This is a genomic window from Vibrio tapetis subsp. tapetis (assembly GCF_900233005.1).
Lineage (GTDB): Bacteria > Pseudomonadota > Gammaproteobacteria > Enterobacterales > Vibrionaceae > Vibrio > Vibrio tapetis.
Map to the genome: position 1 here is coordinate 1,940,777 of NZ_LT960611.1, position 16,978 is coordinate 1,957,754.

Annotated in this window: 14 protein-coding genes and 1 pseudogene; 4 read left to right on the top strand and 11 right to left on the bottom strand. The window is 41.9% G+C overall.

Annotated features, from left to right (window positions below):
- Positions 1 to 2: 2 nt before the first annotated feature.
- From VTAP4600_RS08645 to glgC, 8 genes are all read right to left on the bottom strand, one after another.
- Positions 3 to 278 carry a hypothetical protein gene (locus tag VTAP4600_RS08645; protein ID WP_102522435.1) on the bottom strand — a complete coding sequence of 92 codons (276 nt, stop codon included), beginning with the start codon at positions 276 to 278 and terminating at the stop codon, positions 3 to 5.
- Between the two features lie 4 nt (positions 279 to 282).
- Positions 283 to 435, bottom strand: a complete 153-nt coding sequence (locus VTAP4600_RS25925) for a hypothetical protein (RefSeq protein WP_172443102.1) — start codon at positions 433 to 435, stop codon at positions 283 to 285.
- 80 nt (positions 436 to 515) lie between these two features.
- On the bottom strand, positions 516 to 1,553 hold the full coding sequence (locus VTAP4600_RS08650; RefSeq protein WP_231897769.1) for a sensor histidine kinase: 1,038 nt from the start codon (positions 1,551 to 1,553) through the stop codon (positions 516 to 518).
- Positions 1,550 to 1,837, bottom strand: a complete 288-nt coding sequence (locus VTAP4600_RS26190; RefSeq protein WP_231897770.1) for a hypothetical protein — start codon at positions 1,835 to 1,837, stop codon at positions 1,550 to 1,552. The genes VTAP4600_RS08650 and VTAP4600_RS26190 overlap by 4 nt, the downstream gene beginning before the upstream one ends.
- On the bottom strand, positions 1,837 to 2,511 hold the full coding sequence (locus VTAP4600_RS08655) for a response regulator transcription factor (RefSeq protein ID WP_102522436.1): 675 nt from the start codon (positions 2,509 to 2,511) through the stop codon (positions 1,837 to 1,839). Before VTAP4600_RS08655 ends, VTAP4600_RS26190 begins: the two co-directional genes overlap by 1 nt.
- 6 nt (positions 2,512 to 2,517) lie before the next feature.
- Complete coding sequence (locus VTAP4600_RS08660; protein ID WP_102522437.1) at positions 2,518 to 3,405, bottom strand: sterol desaturase family protein; 888 nt, start codon at positions 3,403 to 3,405, stop codon at positions 2,518 to 2,520.
- Between the two features lie 21 nt (positions 3,406 to 3,426).
- The gene (locus VTAP4600_RS08665; RefSeq protein WP_145958566.1) at positions 3,427 to 3,999 is read right to left on the bottom strand and encodes a hypothetical protein; all 573 of its coding nucleotides are present in this window, start codon (positions 3,997 to 3,999) and stop codon (positions 3,427 to 3,429) included.
- A 160-nt stretch (positions 4,000 to 4,159) separates the two neighbouring features.
- Complete coding sequence (gene glgC, locus VTAP4600_RS08670) at positions 4,160 to 5,377, bottom strand: glucose-1-phosphate adenylyltransferase (RefSeq protein WP_102522439.1); 1,218 nt, start codon at positions 5,375 to 5,377, stop codon at positions 4,160 to 4,162.
- Between the two features lie 314 nt (positions 5,378 to 5,691).
- Here glgC and VTAP4600_RS08675 point away from each other — a divergent pair, with 314 nt between their 5' ends.
- From VTAP4600_RS08675 to istB, 4 genes and pseudogenes are all read left to right on the top strand, one after another.
- Entirely contained in the window at positions 5,692 to 7,359 is a 1,668-nt protein-coding gene (locus VTAP4600_RS08675) for a DUF1800 domain-containing protein (RefSeq protein ID WP_231897771.1), read from the top strand.
- Positions 7,356 to 8,474: a DUF1501 domain-containing protein gene (locus VTAP4600_RS08680; protein WP_231897772.1), complete on the top strand. Its 1,119-nt coding sequence runs from the start codon at positions 7,356 to 7,358 to the stop codon at positions 8,472 to 8,474. Before VTAP4600_RS08675 ends, VTAP4600_RS08680 begins: the two co-directional genes overlap by 4 nt.
- Before the next feature lie 677 nt (positions 8,475 to 9,151).
- A pseudogene (gene istA, locus VTAP4600_RS08685) lies at positions 9,152 to 10,685 on the top strand (IS21 family transposase).
- A 9-nt stretch (positions 10,686 to 10,694) separates the two neighbouring features.
- A complete protein-coding gene (gene istB, locus VTAP4600_RS08690) occupies positions 10,695 to 11,435 on the top strand; it encodes an IS21-like element helper ATPase IstB (protein ID WP_012397030.1) in 741 nt (246 codons plus the stop codon).
- A gap of 468 nt (positions 11,436 to 11,903) precedes the next feature.
- On the opposite strand, the gene VTAP4600_RS08700 is transcribed toward istB, so the two are convergent.
- The 3 genes from VTAP4600_RS08700 to VTAP4600_RS08710 are packed head-to-tail and all read right to left on the bottom strand — an operon-like array spanning position 11,904 to position 16,871.
- A complete protein-coding gene (locus VTAP4600_RS08700) occupies positions 11,904 to 14,432 on the bottom strand; it encodes a DEAD/DEAH box helicase (RefSeq protein WP_102522442.1) in 2,529 nt (842 codons plus the stop codon).
- Positions 14,429 to 15,889 carry a hypothetical protein gene (locus VTAP4600_RS08705; protein WP_102522443.1) on the bottom strand — a complete coding sequence of 487 codons (1,461 nt, stop codon included), beginning with the start codon at positions 15,887 to 15,889 and terminating at the stop codon, positions 14,429 to 14,431. The genes VTAP4600_RS08700 and VTAP4600_RS08705 overlap by 4 nt, the downstream gene beginning before the upstream one ends.
- Positions 15,882 to 16,871 carry a ComEC/Rec2 family competence protein gene (locus VTAP4600_RS08710; RefSeq protein ID WP_102522444.1) on the bottom strand — a complete coding sequence of 330 codons (990 nt, stop codon included), beginning with the start codon at positions 16,869 to 16,871 and terminating at the stop codon, positions 15,882 to 15,884. Before VTAP4600_RS08710 ends, VTAP4600_RS08705 begins: the two co-directional genes overlap by 8 nt.
- Between the last annotated feature and the right edge of the window lie 107 nt (positions 16,872 to 16,978).

The window sequence follows — 16,978 nt, forward strand, 5'->3', positions numbered from 1 at the left end:
AACTATAAAGAATAGAAAAAATCGTAGATTCTATGGTCCATGTAGAAATACAGAGCCCCCATCAAAAACCAGCTAATGATAATGACAGTGAACAAAATAGGATTTTTGCTTCGCTCTACTCGCTCCACAAAAAAGGCTTCTTTACTGCGTAAGTTCTCCCTGCCCCAGAACCAGCAGAAGACACCCCAAATAAAAAACCAATTGAATTTAAGAGCGACAAAGGCCAAAAATAAAGCAAGCAGCGTTTTCCACTTGATAGGGTTGTAGCGCTTGTCCATAGCCCTAACTTCTCCAGCTGTTGCCAAGTAGCAGAGAAATAGCGACAGAAGCGCCCAATGCGATCAAAATATTGGCGAGCGAAAATCCCCAGATTGCAATGCAGACAGCAACGGTGACAACACTCCAAAGTAAGGTTTCTAGAATCCAAGTGCCCATGTAATGACTCCTAATTTATTAGCTTGGAGTCATTGTAAATGGGCAATGGTTAACTTTTGGTTACCCTGTCTAGCAGGGATTCAAATGGAAGGTTTAGCGAGAAAATCCACCTTGGCAAAATACCGATTTCCCTCGGACTGCTTTTCCTCGGATAGATGTGTAAATTTCCAGTTCTGATGCTGGCACAAACGCTCAATAAGAATGACGCCAATACCAAATGACACCTCTGAAGCACCTTGTTCTATGGCATCTTGGCCTGACTCGCCTAGCGCATTAGATATACTTATCCCACTAGGCGAAACGCGTATTTCAACGTCACCTTTAGAAGCATGTTGAAACGTATTTCGAACCAAATTGGTAATGATAATTTCAACTAATACCGCAGGCATTGGGTGTGAAAGAGAGGAGTCATCAGCTATCAAGTTTACCTTGAGATCTTTTTCATCAGATAGATAACGGTGCTGCTCTAGCGCCTCTTCAACCACCGCCTTAATATCGACTTGGCTCATCTCTACGTTAAGCTGCTGGTTTCTGCTCATCCACAGTAATGATGTCACCAAATTTTGCATGGTCACAACGGAGCGTTCAATCCTCTTAACAGCCCGCTGCCCACTATTAGGGATAGAGCCTGCGAGCCTAGTCAGCATCTCACTACTTGCAGAAATAATCGAAACTGGCGTTCTTAATTCATGGCTAGCGGCGCGCAAGAAAAACTCTTCTCGCTCTATGGATTGCTGTTGAGACTGAACGCTCTTCACTAATTGATTCGCAAGTTGTTGCACTTCGACATAGCGAAAGCTCTGTAGCCCGTCGGCCTCATTGAGATCCAGAGTTTGAGACCACTTCGAAAGGTGCAGAATAGGCTTCGTCAACCGGTGGATCAGTAAACGAATGAGAGCAAAGATTAGTAGAAGTATGAACCCAACCATCAAGAAGGCTGAGTTTACTTGACTGATAGACTCTGGTGGGTTTTGTTCAAATAGATCGTAATACACGGCTTCATCGTATTGCGACACAACATACAAGTACGCTTGCTTACTCTCGACGTAGTGATAGGCCGCGTAATAATACTTACCGAACCTCCCATCTTTGCCCGCAACGTACTGATCGTAGATCACATCCGGCTCAAAGCTATTCCAATCAAACTGCGTAAGGTAAACCTGTGGCACTTTTTTAAGTCATCAAATACTTGGAAAGACTCACGATGAGAAGGTTTGAGTTCTCCATTGGCAAGGTAGTGCTTTTCGGCCAGCTTTATCTCATATAGAAAGCTATATTTGGCCGATTCATTAAGCCCTACTTCATAACTCTGATTAATCATTAAAGCATAAACAGCCGTCAGACCAAGCAATAAGCCAAATAGGTAAATATAAATATCTCGCTTAATGCTTACCCGCTTCATTACTGTTCTTCCCTGATCACAATACCGACTCCGTGCACAGTGTGAATAAGCTTGTTGTCAAAAGAGGCATCGACGGCTTGCCTCAGTTTGAACAGGTGAACCTTCAAGCTGTCAGCACTAGGAAGCGTCTCTCCCCACACTTCATCTTCTAATTTTGTTTTACTCACGACATTCGGGCTGTTTTGCATTAGGCATACCAGCATCTTCCAACATACCGGCGGCATTTTAAGTGGTTGCCCAGACCGGATGGCTTGGTGTTTATCCAAATCTACCGTTAAGTCGCCGATGCTCAAACGCGTCACGACACCTTTTGAACGACGTGCTAACGCTAATAGGCGAACTTTGAGTTCATCCATCGCAAACGGTTTGACCAAGTAATCGTCCGAACCCGCAGCAAAACCCGTTAACTTGTCATTTAAGGTATCTCTGGCAGTAAGCATGAGGATAGGCGTAGTGACCCCTTTATCTCGTAATGACTGACAAACATCAATGCCATCCATCTTCGGCATATTAAGATCGGTCAAGATGATGTCATAGTGATTGCTCAACGCTAGGTCACGACCAGCGAGCCCATTGTAAGCAAAGTCAAATTCGAAGCCATCCAACTCCATATAATCACTGATGGCCTCGGCAAGATCTTTGTCGTCTTCGATAAGTAGGACACTAATGCTCATTCGTTGCTATTCCCTTTTCTGTTTTTGTTGCCATGCCCAAATCGGTGGCTTAACGAGCAATCGCAGTCGATAAGCCCAGTTTGGTGCATGCCAAATTTGTTGCCCCAGTTTTACGTAGCCATCGAAATACACTTTAAATGGGTTAACCGAATTAATCCGTGGGTAAACACCATATTTTACCTTTTCCTCTTCACGTACAAAGGTGCCAAACATCCGATCCCAAATGATCAGTATGCCCGCATAGTTCTTATCCAAGTATCGCTTATTGGTGGCATGATGCACTCTGTGATGTGACGGTGTATTAAACACCGCCTCAATCGGCCGTGGAAGCTTCTTTACCATCTCTGTGTGCAGCAAGGTTTGGTATAGCTGAACCAGTGTCTCGCACATCAACACAACAAATGGATTAAAGCCCAATAAGATCAACGGTAAGTGGAAGAAGAACGGGAAAAACCAATCGAGTGGACCAAAACGATAAGCGACCGAGATATTAAAGTAAGGCGAACTGTGGTGAACGGAGTGCGTTCCCCAAGCTAAGCCGTTACTGTGAAGAAACCTGTGCTCCCAATAGTAAGCGAGGTCAGCCAAAATCAAACAGCCGAGCACCGTCCAGCCCGTTATTGGAAGTTGGGTCAGGCTAAAGTGTTCATAAGAGTAGGTAAACGCCCCCACATACACCAGTCCGACTAAAAAAAGCGTCACTAGCAAAAAGCTCAGCGTGACCAAATTAGTCGCACTGTCGCCAATAAGATTCCAATTTAGTTGTTTCTTAAAGCCATAACGTATTAGCTCAATGAGAAATATCACGGCGGCAATCAGCATAAAATGCTCATCTACCCAAGTTTCAGTCAGGATGATAGACATTTCAGATAGCGTTTGAGACATGAAGTCCATAATTTAGCTCCTGTGCAATCTTTAGTTGTAGTGAACAACTAGCTGGTTGGACTCTTCTTGCCCTAGTGCATTTAAGTAATGCGTTTCTATTACCGCTTTCACTGGCTTGCGAAAATTAATGTCTTCCCAGGCATTGGCTATTTCCGCCTTGCTGTGCTCACCGCGATTCAACAACGGCTGTCCGTGTGCATTGGAGATAAGTTCAATATAGCCATCTTTCTGACTGCTCGCCTCGACAGGAAATCCAATGGTGACAGTGGCATGGCTGAAGTCTTTATCCATGTCCTGATAGATCACGACAAGGCGATCCAGTGTTTCGGGTAAGTCTTCTTGCTTAATGATCTGATCTTCAAACTCGATCCAAAGTGCAGCAACAGCGTCCAATGAGATGGTTTTGGTGACGACACTGCGGATATAGGTTTTGTTTTTTTTCTGTGCCTGTTGCTTCAACTGCCGTTTAGTCGGCGTTTTCTCGGCCCCTTGTGACAGCGGTGTTTTTGATGAACTTTCGGCCATTACAGGTTGCATAAGTACCGCCCCCCAAATAGTCCCCGTGATGATCATAGTGGTTAGTAGCGATGCGAATAGTTTCATCTCTTCTCCTGATTTATCTTCATTATTGTCGTTATCAGGAGAAGTGTAAGAGTGGAAGGGTAACCAAAAGGTTATCAACATCGCTCAATAAAGAATTATGGCGTTAGGGCATTAAGGAATGGCAAATAGCCCCAAACAGACCGTTTAGGGCTTTTATATATCAGTCGAACTGGTAGCTTTCAGGGATCACCACAACCCCATTTTCAGAAATATGAAAACGCTGTGCATCTACTGTGGTGTTGAAGCCAATTTGAGTATTAGGTGGGATCACTACGTGCTTATCCACGATACAGTTTTGAAGTTGACTGTTTTCTCCTACCTGAACATCATCAAATAAAATGGAGTCTGCGATGGTTACCCCGTCATTGATTCTCACGTTTGCAGAGAGAATGGAGTGTTGAACCGAGCCTCCAGAATTTATTACCCCATTGGCAATAATAGAGTTAATAAAAATCCCCTCATTCCCTGTATCTGAAGAAACCGTTCGAGCGGGTGGATATTGGTGCTCATAGGTTCTCACTGGCCAATTAGGCTGATAAAGATCAATGGGCGGAACAGGTTCAAGCAGATCCATATTTGCTTGATAAAACGAATCGATAGTCCCTACATCTCGCCAATAGGTATCCCTGCTTACACGGCCTTTTGTGTCGCCAAATTGGTACGCATAGACAGATTGTTTATCAATGAGCCTCGGAATAATATCTTTGCCGAAATCGTGGCTAGACAAATCGTTGCTTGCATCAAGTTCTAAGCTTTCCACCAGCGTGTTCATAGAGAAAATATAGATCCCCATAGACGCTAAGCTTTGGGTTTCGTCGTTCGGTGTGGCCGGTGGGTTTTCTGGCTTTTCTTCGAACGCGACAATTTTTCGCTCGTTGTCGATGCCAACACAACCGAAGGCGCTCGCTTCTTGAATAGGCACTTCCATGCAAGCAATCGTGAGATCCGCCCCTGTCTTTTTATGCTGAGCCAGCATCGGCTCATAGTCCATCCGGTAAATATGGTCGCCTGATAACACGACGACATATTCGGCTTCACTGCGGTCTAGTAACCATAAGTTTTGGTAAATAGCATCTGCCGTGCCTTCATACCAGTTTTCACCTTTACGCATTTGTGGTGGCACGGCAGTAATATATTCGCCAAGCTCAGGGTTGAAGATAGACCAGCCATCCCTAAGATGTTTTTGTAGCGAATGGGATTTGTACTGAGTCAGCACCAATACACGCCGTAAACCCGAATGAAGGCAGTTAGACAGAGTAAAATCAAGGATTCGGTATTTCCCGCCAAATGGTACAGCGGGTTTAGCTCGATTATCAGTAAGCGGAGATAAGCGCGAGCCCATACCTCCGGCGAGTATTATCGTAAGTGCATCTTGCATGGTCGCCTTCCTTGATTCTGATTATATGTTTAAGGGGGTACTCAAACCTGTAGCTACTTATACCTGTATCAAGAATTAGACCGTTTTTTAATGCATTGATTTTTATAACTTTTAGTTAAGTTAAATGAATTCCTGCACTAAATTTGGGAGCATATGCCTACATCAGGGCACCAAAACAGTGCATTTTCGTGAGTTATACTGATGACTCATGGTCAAATATGAACCCGTCGCACAATTTATATCGGGTTAGATTGCTGTAAATGATGATATTCGTTAGTGTGCGGAAAAATCACCTGCCGTATAGGGTTGCTGAATTGTTTTCTATATTAAAGCGTTATGGCTACAAATTGAGTATCTGCTTCGCTAGCCTCTCACTGCTCATGGCATGTGGCGGAGGAGATAATAGTGGTTCAGGCCAGGGTGATATTCCTGAGCCCGTTTCCCTGACACAAGCTCAGCGTTATGACCTTCTCTATCGGTCAACATTTGGTCCGAAGCCGGACTCTTATCAAGAATTGGCACGCTTAGGCTACGTCACTTGGCTAGATAAACAGTTTTCTATCGCACCAAGTTTGCACTCGACACGCCTGAAAACGTACCCATTGGCAGAAGGCAGAGACAGCTACAACCAAGCGGATCGCGTGGCCGTTTGGTGGGATATCAGCCTAAATGCGCCGGATCAATTACGACAGCGTGTCGCGTTTGCATTGAGTGAAATTTTCGTGATTTCACGGTATGGCGCGAGCTTGGGAGGACGCCCACTAGAGATGACCGACTACTACGACATGCTCATCACCCATGCTTTTGGCAATTATCGTGATCTAATTGAATCAGTGACGCTTCATGCCGCGATGGGTGATTACTTGTCAATGATGGCCAATCAAAAGGCTGACCCAAAGAATAATCGCTACCCTGATGAAAACTATGCACGTGAAGTCATGCAGCTTTTTAGCATCGGGCTTTATGAATTAAACTCCGATGGTACGGCGAAACTCGATGCTCAAAATCAACGGATCCCAACTTACTCGCAAGATGACATAGAAAACCTTGCTCGTGTCTTTACCGGTTGGCATATCGCTGAGAAAACTAAACCATCGTGGGGTTCTAAAGATGGGAATTGGTTCTTGCCAATGGTCGCTTACCCTGAGCGTCATGATGATAAAGAAAAGGTGGTGATGGGAAAAGTATTTGCACAAGGGCAAACTGCCGAGCAAGATATGGCCCAGGCAATGGATATGTTGCTTAATCACCCGAATACCGCTCCGCTGATCAGTAAACACCTGATACAAAGATTGGTGACGTCGAACCCTTCTCCAGCTTATGTTGCTCGAACTAGTGCACTATTCGCCGATAATGGTGAAGGAGTAAGAGGGGATCTTAAAGCAGTAATCCGCGGAATTCTAACAGACAGCGAGGCACTTAGTGGCGGTGATCGTTCGCCTGTTAAGATGAAAGAACCTTTAATAGCGATGACCAATTTTTTCCGCGCATTTGAGGCTAAATCAGCCGATCCTTCGGGCCGCTTTCATAACTCCATCGACACGTTTCGATCCTATGGGCAATCTCCACTTGGTTCGCCAAGTGTGTTCAATTTCTTCTCTCCAGATTACGCCCCAAATGGAGAGATCGCTGCCGTAAATGATGTTGCGCCCGAGTTTGAGATACTGAGCTGGAATAATTTCATTCTCACCAACAATCAGCTTTGGGCTGCAACGGGTAGAACGAATTACGAGGGAGAAGATAACCCAAATCGCATTGTCATCAATACAGCGCCTTTAGAAGCGATAGCCAATGATCACGAGGCATTGATCATTGAAATTGAGAGACGCTTGCTTTCTCAAAGGATGAGTAATCCTCTGAGAGCTATCGTATTGGAGTCATTAGAAAGTCATCGAGATACTCAGCAAAGTTTAAAGGTCCGCAATGCCATTTATATTGTCGTAACAAGCCAAGAATTTCATATTGAGGAATTAACCCAATGATTTCACGTCGTCAACTATTAGCGGCTATGGCCTCAACACCGGTGGTATCAGTGATGGGCACCGGCTCTGCACATGCCCTGCCAAATAATGATTATAAAGCGCTGGTTTGTGTGTTTTTATTTGGCGGGAATGATGGCTTTAACATGTTGATACCCAACAATAATGCACGCTATGATGAATACGCTACGGCGCGTCCAGACATCGCTATCCCCCAAGCGTCATTACTGCCTTTGTCGTTGAATTCGGGGGCAGATCTGACATTGGGTTTACACCCATCAATGGTAGAAGCTCAAAGCCTTTTTAATAGCGGAAAAATGGTCGCTATTGCAAACAGCGGTGTATTAATTGAACCTTCAACGAAGGCGGGTTTGCGGGATGGAACGCACGCGATGCCACCATTCTTGTTCTCTCACAATTCACAACAAACAGAATGGCAGCGCGGTTGGTCTGGCAGTAGCACAACGCTAGGCTGGGCCGGGCGATTAATGGATGTACTGAGTAGCGATACTAACGCCATTAGCCCGACGTTTAGCCTCAATGGATATGCTCAGTTACTAAATGGGAGCGACCATACTGCCAATCTTATTAATGCATCATCACTCCCTAAAATGAATGCCATCAACAACACTCAGCGCCGAAAGAGCTTTGATCAGGTGATGAACTTATCCCCTTTGGCCGCGTTTGGGCGAGAGTTCGATCGTGTAAAGAGTGATTCAATTTCCATACGAGATACACTTGCAACGGCAATTGATTCTATCCCGGAAGAAGGTCATTTCCCTGATATATCTTTAAGTCATCAGCTACATACCGTCGCGCGATTGATTAAGTCGAGCGATCAGCTAGGCCACCAAAGGCAAGTTTATTTTGTCGGCTTAGGCGGTTTTGATACACACGCCAATCAATTGGATAAGCATGCGGAATTAATGAGCGCGTTGAGTCAGTCGCTTGCAGCGTTCAATCAGTCAATGGAAGCATCAGGCCTGGGTGATAAAGTGACCACCATGACCATGTCTGACTTTGGTAGACGCTTAGCGAGCAATGGCACCGGAACTGATCATGGCTGGGCAAGTAATCACCTAGTAGTGGCCAGTTATACGGACAGTGGCCATCGTTAATCCTTGATGGCGACAATGATTTTAATAAAGGGCGAATGATTCCGACGACTTCCGTAGAGCAAATAGGTGCGACAGTCGCAAAATGGATGGGAGTAAAGAGTGGAAGTGCAATGAATTATATCTTTCCAAACTTAGCTAATTTCTCGGTTCAAGATTTAGGGTTCTTAAAATAATTGAGATTAAATGTTCATCAGAACCGCGAACTTACTTACAAGACTTTTCTTTTAGCTTTAAACAGACACACACCAAATAGTATGGAGATCTGGCGCTATAAAATGCGTAAGGTTCATTCGCTTTTAAATCTCCCCCTCCTCCACTGTTTGTTGCATTGTAATTCAGCGCAATTTCAACAGCTGTTCGAAACCATTGCAGTCAATTTCAGTTGATGGCTTTCCTAAGTGGTAGCTAAGAGAAATTAGGGGGTTCCTTGTGATCATGAGCTAGTGAATGCGTATTTCGGAGCATTGCGATCACCTATTTCGGCATTATCCGATCACCTGTTTCGGTTTAAACCGATCGCTCATTCCGCAATAATCCGATCACTTTAGCCCAAACTCCGAAATGGGCGATCGGAATAGCGAAATCACTGATCGGATACTCCGAAACCCTCCCTTTTTCTCTTTTAAATCAACCAGTCGCTATCCTTGTTAGTAGTCGTATACAACTAGGAAGTGATGATGCCAAAAAAGAGAACACCAATGACAAAAATCAAAGAGGTTTTACGCCTTAAATTCGAGTGCGGATTGTCACACAGAAATATCGCTTCCTGTCTGAAAATTGGTTGTGCGACCGTATCTGAAATCATCAGTCGTTTTAATCAAAGCCAAATAGGTTGGCCGCTCCCTGATAGTTGTTCAGATACAGAGTTAACCAATGCGCTTTATCACCCAAAAGGAGCGAATAAAGCCAAAGCGATGCCAAACTTCGCTAACTGTTGTACGGAACTAAAAAGAAAAGGCATGACGAAACTGCTGTTGTGGGAAGAATATTACGAGCAATATCAGGAGCGAGCCTACGCTTATACTCAGTTCTGTGAACATTACATGCGTTGGTTAAAGAAGCAGAAGCGTAGCATGCGACAGACCCACATCGCAGGTGACAAGCTGTTCATTGATTACTGTGGCCCAACGATCCCAGTCGTTAACCCTGACACGGGAGAGATCCGTCATGCCCAGGTTTTTGTTGCCACTCTTGGTGCATCCAATTATACCTACGTGGAAGCAAGTGAGAGTCAAAAACTAGAACACTGGCTGGAAGCCCATGCCAATGCCTTCGAACACTTCGGCGGGGTTCCAAGGTTGTTAGTCCCTGATAACCTGCGTTCGGCTGTCACTAAACATGACCGCTATGAACCTCAGCTCAACGATAGTTACCAGAAACTATCTAACCATTACCAGACGGCTGTCATGCCTGCTCGACCATACAAACCTAAAGACAAAGCAAAAGCTGAAAATGCAGTGCTCATTGTTGAGCGTTGGATAATGATGCGACTACGACACAATACCTTCCACACGTTCAAAGAGTTAAACCTAGCCATCCGTGAGCTAATGAATGATTTGAACCAAAGGGAAATGAAACAGCTAGGAGCCAGCCGTCAGGCACTGTTCGAGCAGTTAGATAAACCAGCATTGAGACCACTTCCAATCCAACGCTACATCTATACCGAAACTAAGCGGGCGAAAGTTGGGCCTGACTACCACATAGAGTACAGAAAACATTACTACTCTGTGCCTCACCTGTTAGTGGGACAACATGTTGAACTTGAAGCCACTTCCCGCTTGATACGCATTTATTATCAAGGAAACCCTAGTCTCACAACATCCATGTAGCCCAAAAGAACGAGGGATAAGCACTTACCCCGAACACATGCCCAGCAACCATCGGTATCAGAAATGGTCTCCTGAACGATTATTGCGCTGGGGAGAACATATTGGCGCTGCAACTCGTGAAATGGTGAATGTTCAATTGATGAAAAAGGCACACCCTGAACAAGCTTATCGTAGCTGTCTTGGCTTATTGAACCTGAGTAAAAAATACGGTGATGTTCGTCTAGAGCAAGCCTGTAAGGATGCGCTTCTAATCAATAAACCCTATCTTAAGTTCGTCAAAAACTTGTTAGTAAACCATCGGGAAGGCCAACTCTCATCAGAAACTCAAACCACACCCAACATAGAGCACAGCAATGTTCGTGGCCCTGACTTTTACCACTAGGAGTACGTAATGAACCAGATAAATGAACAACTAAAAGCACTTCGCCTTGGTCATGCAGCACAAGCTTTAGAGCAGCAACGTGAGCAGCTATCCACTTACGCAGAGCTAGCGTTCGAAGAAAGGTTAAGCTTACTTCTAGAGAGTGAGTTGCTTAACCGAAACCAAACTAAGATCCAAAGGCTCAAGCGACAAGCCAAGCTCAGAGTAGATGCGCAGGCAAGCCAAATTATTTACAAAGAAGGGCGAGGTCTAATGCGGAGTCAGATGAGTGAACTTCTGACAGGAATCTATCTGCACAAACATCAAAATATCTTGATCACTGGCCCTACAGGAGCAGGAAAAACCTATATCGCTTGCGCTTTATCGGCTCAGGCTTGCGAGCAGCAACATAGCGTTCGATATTACCGTCTGAGTCGCTTACTGGATGATCTAAGTTCAGGCCGTCTTGACGGCACATATCAAAAACAGCTACTGGCACTATCGAAAAAAGGCTTACTCGTCCTAGATGACTGGGGAATGGAAAAGCTCACTCAGGATCATGCAGGTCATTTACTGGAGTTACTTGAAGACAGATATCAGGTCAGCAGCACGATGATGATAAGCCAACTTCCTGTAAAAGAATGGTACAACATGATAGGTAACGCCACGGTTGCTGATGCTGTTTTAGACCGATTAATCCATAACAGCCACCGATTAGAACTAGGAGGGGAATCAATGAGAAAACTGGCGCAATCCGATCAGTTAGAGTAAAACTAGAGGTAGAGAAAAACGGCAGGGTCAGGTGATCGGATTAAACCGAAACGCCCGATCGGAATCGCCGAAATACGCAAGTGAAGTAATACGAAGTGGGTACATTCACTGATTTGAAGTAATTTATAACTCATTTTTGGCCCAAACCGTGCTAGCTAGATTATCCTTCACAGTCTCATGGCTGTTAGTTTGACCAAATGTGGCTAATGCTGAAAGCTTGAGCACTGGTGATGACCAATAGAGCTGAATATGGAATTACCTTGGTTAACGACAAGTTTAGTTGCTTTACGCTTAAATTCTGCGCTAAAGGTTCTTCTGGCCCGTCTTGTCATAGTGCCACCTGATATGTACGTGATACATAATAACACCTCTTATCAGGAGGCCATATTAACCATGCTACTGCATTCTAACTCAAGTTTCTTGGGTTAGAATGAATAAGTAAAAAAGCAAATAATCTTCGTTTGCTTTTTATTTTGCTATCCAATTTAACTCTTTTCTAATAAGACTATGTTCACTAGTTTGGGACTTAAGCTTACGTATATCTACTTTTAGTTTAGATTCTCCATTAGAGAAAGTTATACAATCCTTATGTTTTTTGACTAACTCACTAGCTGCTAATCTTGAAAATCCATAATCTTGCAGCTCAGTCTCTTTTGGATCCATGGTTCCATATTCAAGTAACGGCGCAAGGTTACAACCTGAAAATGACTCGCCATGTATAGACTTTGTAAGTTGATAGAAATGAGAACAACAGCTTTCAAGAAGAAAAGTCACTTCGCTTTCAATACATGTGATTGTCTCGATTATCTTTTGATTCAAATGAGATGAATCACTTGCATTAAAGTCTACCCATCGATACGTTTCTGGATCTCTAACAGTCGTGCCATACTTAATTCCATTCGAAATTATTACCGATAGTGGTGAACCCATCAACCAAGAATACACAACATTTATCAGTTGTTTTAACGAAGATTCTTTTGTTCTAATGCTATAAATCTCATTAATTGTACGAATATAGCTAGAGACATCTTCTCTTGAGTAAGACTTTAATATGTTCTTACGATCTCTGGCAAATTGGTTTGCTTTAGATTGTAGATCACTATCAAAATTGTGATTGCTAGAAAAGGCAACTGGGTCAATATCAGATATCGATTTTCTATCTAAATGTTCAATCGAAGAAGTAATTATTTTATCTCTAATTTTCTTGTCGAAGCCAAGAAGAATACTACCTAGTTCCCCACACTTTGAAAAACTTAGCACTTCAGATAATATAAGCGCACTTAACTCTTTAATGTGTTTATCAGGTGACTTTGTCTTTCCTTCAATATAATTAAGGATTTTTCTATGCTTAGATAACAATGAAACAATACCATCATCTATTTCGATAGTTTTACTTTCTCTTGCCCGTTTTTCAACGATATCCCAGTTATTTCCAGACTCTCCGATACAAATTATATTTCCTGATAATTCATTTCTATACCTTCCAGCACGTCCTGCTAGGTTCCAAAAATCCAGATTGCATTTTTCCGCATCGTTCAGCGTTCTTTTTGCAAACGGATAGATAAAAACATTCTGTGTTGGTAAATTAACGCCTTCTAGCAGAGTTGAAGTACAAAAGATGAACTTGATTTTCTTACGTGCGTATAAATCTTCTATTCGTTTACGAATAAACGTAGGCAAAGATCCATTGTGCAAAGCAATACCATAGCGCAAATATTTAGCTAGTATGAAGTCTTTGTGAACAAAGTCGGAAATGAACTCAGATTCGTTTATTAGCTCTTCATCATTTGTTTCAGATAATAGACCGTTTCCAATCATATATTGGATAAATTCGCCACACTTTTTTACACATTCTATTTTACTTGATATAAAAACTAAATTTGAGTGAGACGACTCTCCTAAAGAGCTAATTAAATCGAATCCATTCTCATAATTACGCTCAGGTATGAACTTATATACATCTTTCTTAACATTATCAAAATACCTAAACTCTCCATCAATCAAGTTTGAAAAGTATAGGTTTTGAGTTACAGGGCTTTCTCTAACAACTAAGCTCTTTGAATTTTCTTTTAAATCAAAGGTATTAAAAAACATCTCAGGGTTAGAAATTACAGGACTAGAAAAAACCAGTTTGACATTGGGATAAAAATCAAGTGTACGTCTTATCACTTTAAATAGAGTGATCGCGCGTTTACTTCTTTTATCAGCCAACTTATGAGCTTCGTCGATGAATAACACATCAACATCAACATCAACATTTGAGTAAGAATGTTCAAACAGAAAGCTGTTGTACCTTTCTTGTGTGAAAATTAATATGTTTTTACTATCCTTTTTGAACCCTGAAACAGCTTTAGTTACATTTACATTATCTATCTTTCTTTCAGATAATAGCAGTCTAAAATCTATCAAATACTCTTCTAAGAGTGCTTTTGTCGGCAGAATGAAAACTATGTTCTGTACTGATTCAATTAAATCAATAGCTGTGTTTTTTAGTAGAAATGACTTACCTAACGACGTTGGACCAGAAAAACTAAAGTGTAGATTACTCATAATCGACTGGTAAATTTTAAACTGTGCATTAGTAAATATATCGTCAGTGCTTCCAATACGCTGACTTTGTTTTCTATAGTTGCTCGAAAGTTCCACACTTATTGGGAGATGTAGGCTATCGTCTACGAACTTAGTCTCCGCAGAGAACAAGCCGAACTTGTTTAGTACCGATTTTACAACTAGTTGACAGTTAGACTCGTAGTTATACAGTTCATATAATGATGAAACGATTTTTAACGAAAGGCTTCTATAGTAGCTATCGTCTGAATTCGATAAAAAATCCGAATACTTTAGTAACTTATGATATTCTTGATTGGTTATTGGGTTAGAAGAGTTGCTGTTAAATCTGTTCTTAGATGTTGTCAAAAATAACTTTTTATAGCTCAGTTCAAACTCATCACTATTTGCTATTCGTTCACAGATATAATCTACGGCATTAACACTCATTTGAGTAATACCTCCATAATCTCGGTTAACTCATTGCTCCTATTTGTAGGTATCACATATAGGCTTACATTCAGTCCTTGACTGATCATATTGAGTGTCATCTTGTCGATGTTTGATATAGCTTTTTTAACCTGTTCTTTTATTTGCTCTTCTACTGGAACATCATTAGAAGCCAAGGATGACTGTAAATCTATACAGTGTATTATAGACAAGTTATCGATAACTTCACTGTGATCACCAAACAATACTTCATACAATAGTTCACATTCCTCGTGACTATATTTCATATCAAGAAACGCTCGTTCTGAAATCAGTTTTGTGCTTAACGAGTAATGGTTTATGTTGTAAACCATTTGATTTAAGGCAATGTTGAACTTTTCAGTTAAGTCACCTTCACCACCGAAACTTGAAATGACGAAACTCATCCCATTTTCTGTGTCGTTTAAAAGGTGCATATGATGGTAATTTGAGTCATCAATATAAGTAGAGTATATATGGGGTGCATTCATCATTGACTCTACAATACGACTTGATAGCAGCTTATATACTGGAAGTAGCTCTTTTTTCTCCTCTAGCACTCTTAGTGCCGATACGGTGTTCATAGCTTTATTCTTTGGGTTACTACCCAGTATTAGGTCGAACTCATTTGTTAATGATTCAGCTATTGGGTTCAAGTTGAAGTGAGGAAAGCCTTTTTGGGTAGGGATAAGCACGGACACACAAAGGTTTATGTTGACTTGGATAACGTCAATTTCCTTAAAATGTTCTTTGAAACTTGTGTCGACATAAACCTTACAACGTTGCTTGGAGAAGATTTTTGATCCAAAAAAATCATGTAGCTCGTTGAAGTTAATATCGAATAGAAGGTCACCAGATAGATCATTACTTTCTTCGTTCGTTGTGATAACCGAATAAGCTACAGGAATATCAGAAGTGGTTCTATCAATAACAAGTGAACCCGAAACACCATAGTAATCTTCGCTTTTTTCAACCAACTCAGGAGTAGAAAAGCTATCAATGTTGAAATAGCATTCATCATCGTTGATTTCAGGGGCACTTAAAAGAAGCCTAGCAGGTTCAGTTTTTTCTGATTTATAGCCATACGCTACATAACTGCCAGTGTTTTCTGATACTTTTCCGAGTTTTAAAGGTGTTTGGCTTTTTTCCGTGACCTTAATAATTGAGATATCGTTATTTGGGAAACCAAATATTTTCTGGGCTGTAAGCTCTAGACCATCTTTTTTGCGCAATTCTACGTCGGTAAAATCAAGCGTCACAGAGCATGATTTGCAACAATCTGTAACCCTATTGTTATAAGGCGCACAATCATCAGATTTATGGCACAGTCCATGTTTTGATGCGATGACATACGAACTATCATCAGCGCTTGACTTAAAGTGATAACCACTTGACTCAGCGATTGTCGTAACTATTTTTACCGAGGTTTTTCTACTCATAAACAATCCTGTTTACACCATTTTCAGGGTAGCTGACATTAATTGGATACCCTTGCTCGATACAAGCTTCGAACATCTTGTTAAGCTTTTGGTTATCACCACTCAAATGAATGTTTGCATGCTTGTTAAAGTGGATGATTCGACTAATCGTTTTATTGTTTGGGTGCCCGTGATGAGACTTATCGGCACATATGATGTAATCAGTTTCGCCTAAAGTTTTTAGCACCATGGCGCTTGTGTTCTTTTCGCTACCATGGTGCGATAACTTTACAGCATGGAACTGACTTCCGTTTTTCTCTGTAGATTTTAATGCGTCGATCACATCGCTCGGATGGCAGTCACCAAGGAATAGTACTCGTACCTCTTCATATTCAAGTATTAAAGATATGCTTGACTTGTTAGTAAGTGAGTTATCTTCAACGAACTGAACTCTATCGTTTTGTATTTCTAAAAGACACTCAGCTATGGGAGTTTCTTTACGATTTGAACCAGAAATCTTCTTCTGTGCTCTAACCACCACCGCTCTGTTATTCAGTCGTTCTAGTATGACTTGGTTAGGGGTTAAAGCCGTTAACGTAATACCATTAAACCTCAGAGGTGAGTCTTCGTTTTGAAAGCTTTGAACGCCAATACCTTTGGCATTTAAGACGTTCTGAAGATCAATGTCCTGCCTAAAAGATATTTTCTTCTGCCGAGAGTTGTTTTTAACGATCTTTGCTATGAGATCTAAGCTATTGAAAACGAATTTTTTAATAATAAATCCACTTTCAAGCAGATATTTGTACCCTCCGATGTGGTCATCATCGTTATGAGTAACAATCGCGACATCAATATCTCTGCCAGCAAGAAGTGCCGTTAGCCGTTTGATTAGCTCTTTGCGTACTTTGAAGGAGTTAGGACCTGAATCAACCAAAATCAGCGTTTCACCACAAGTGATTAAAAGACAATCCCCATGCCCCGCATCAAGTATATCAATGTGCATATATTCAGTAAGTTATGTTTGTTTAGGTAATGAGCTTACCAAACGTGGGGGAACTGGTAAATGCTCCATGTAACGATAGATAAATATATCGAACAATAACTTAGAGT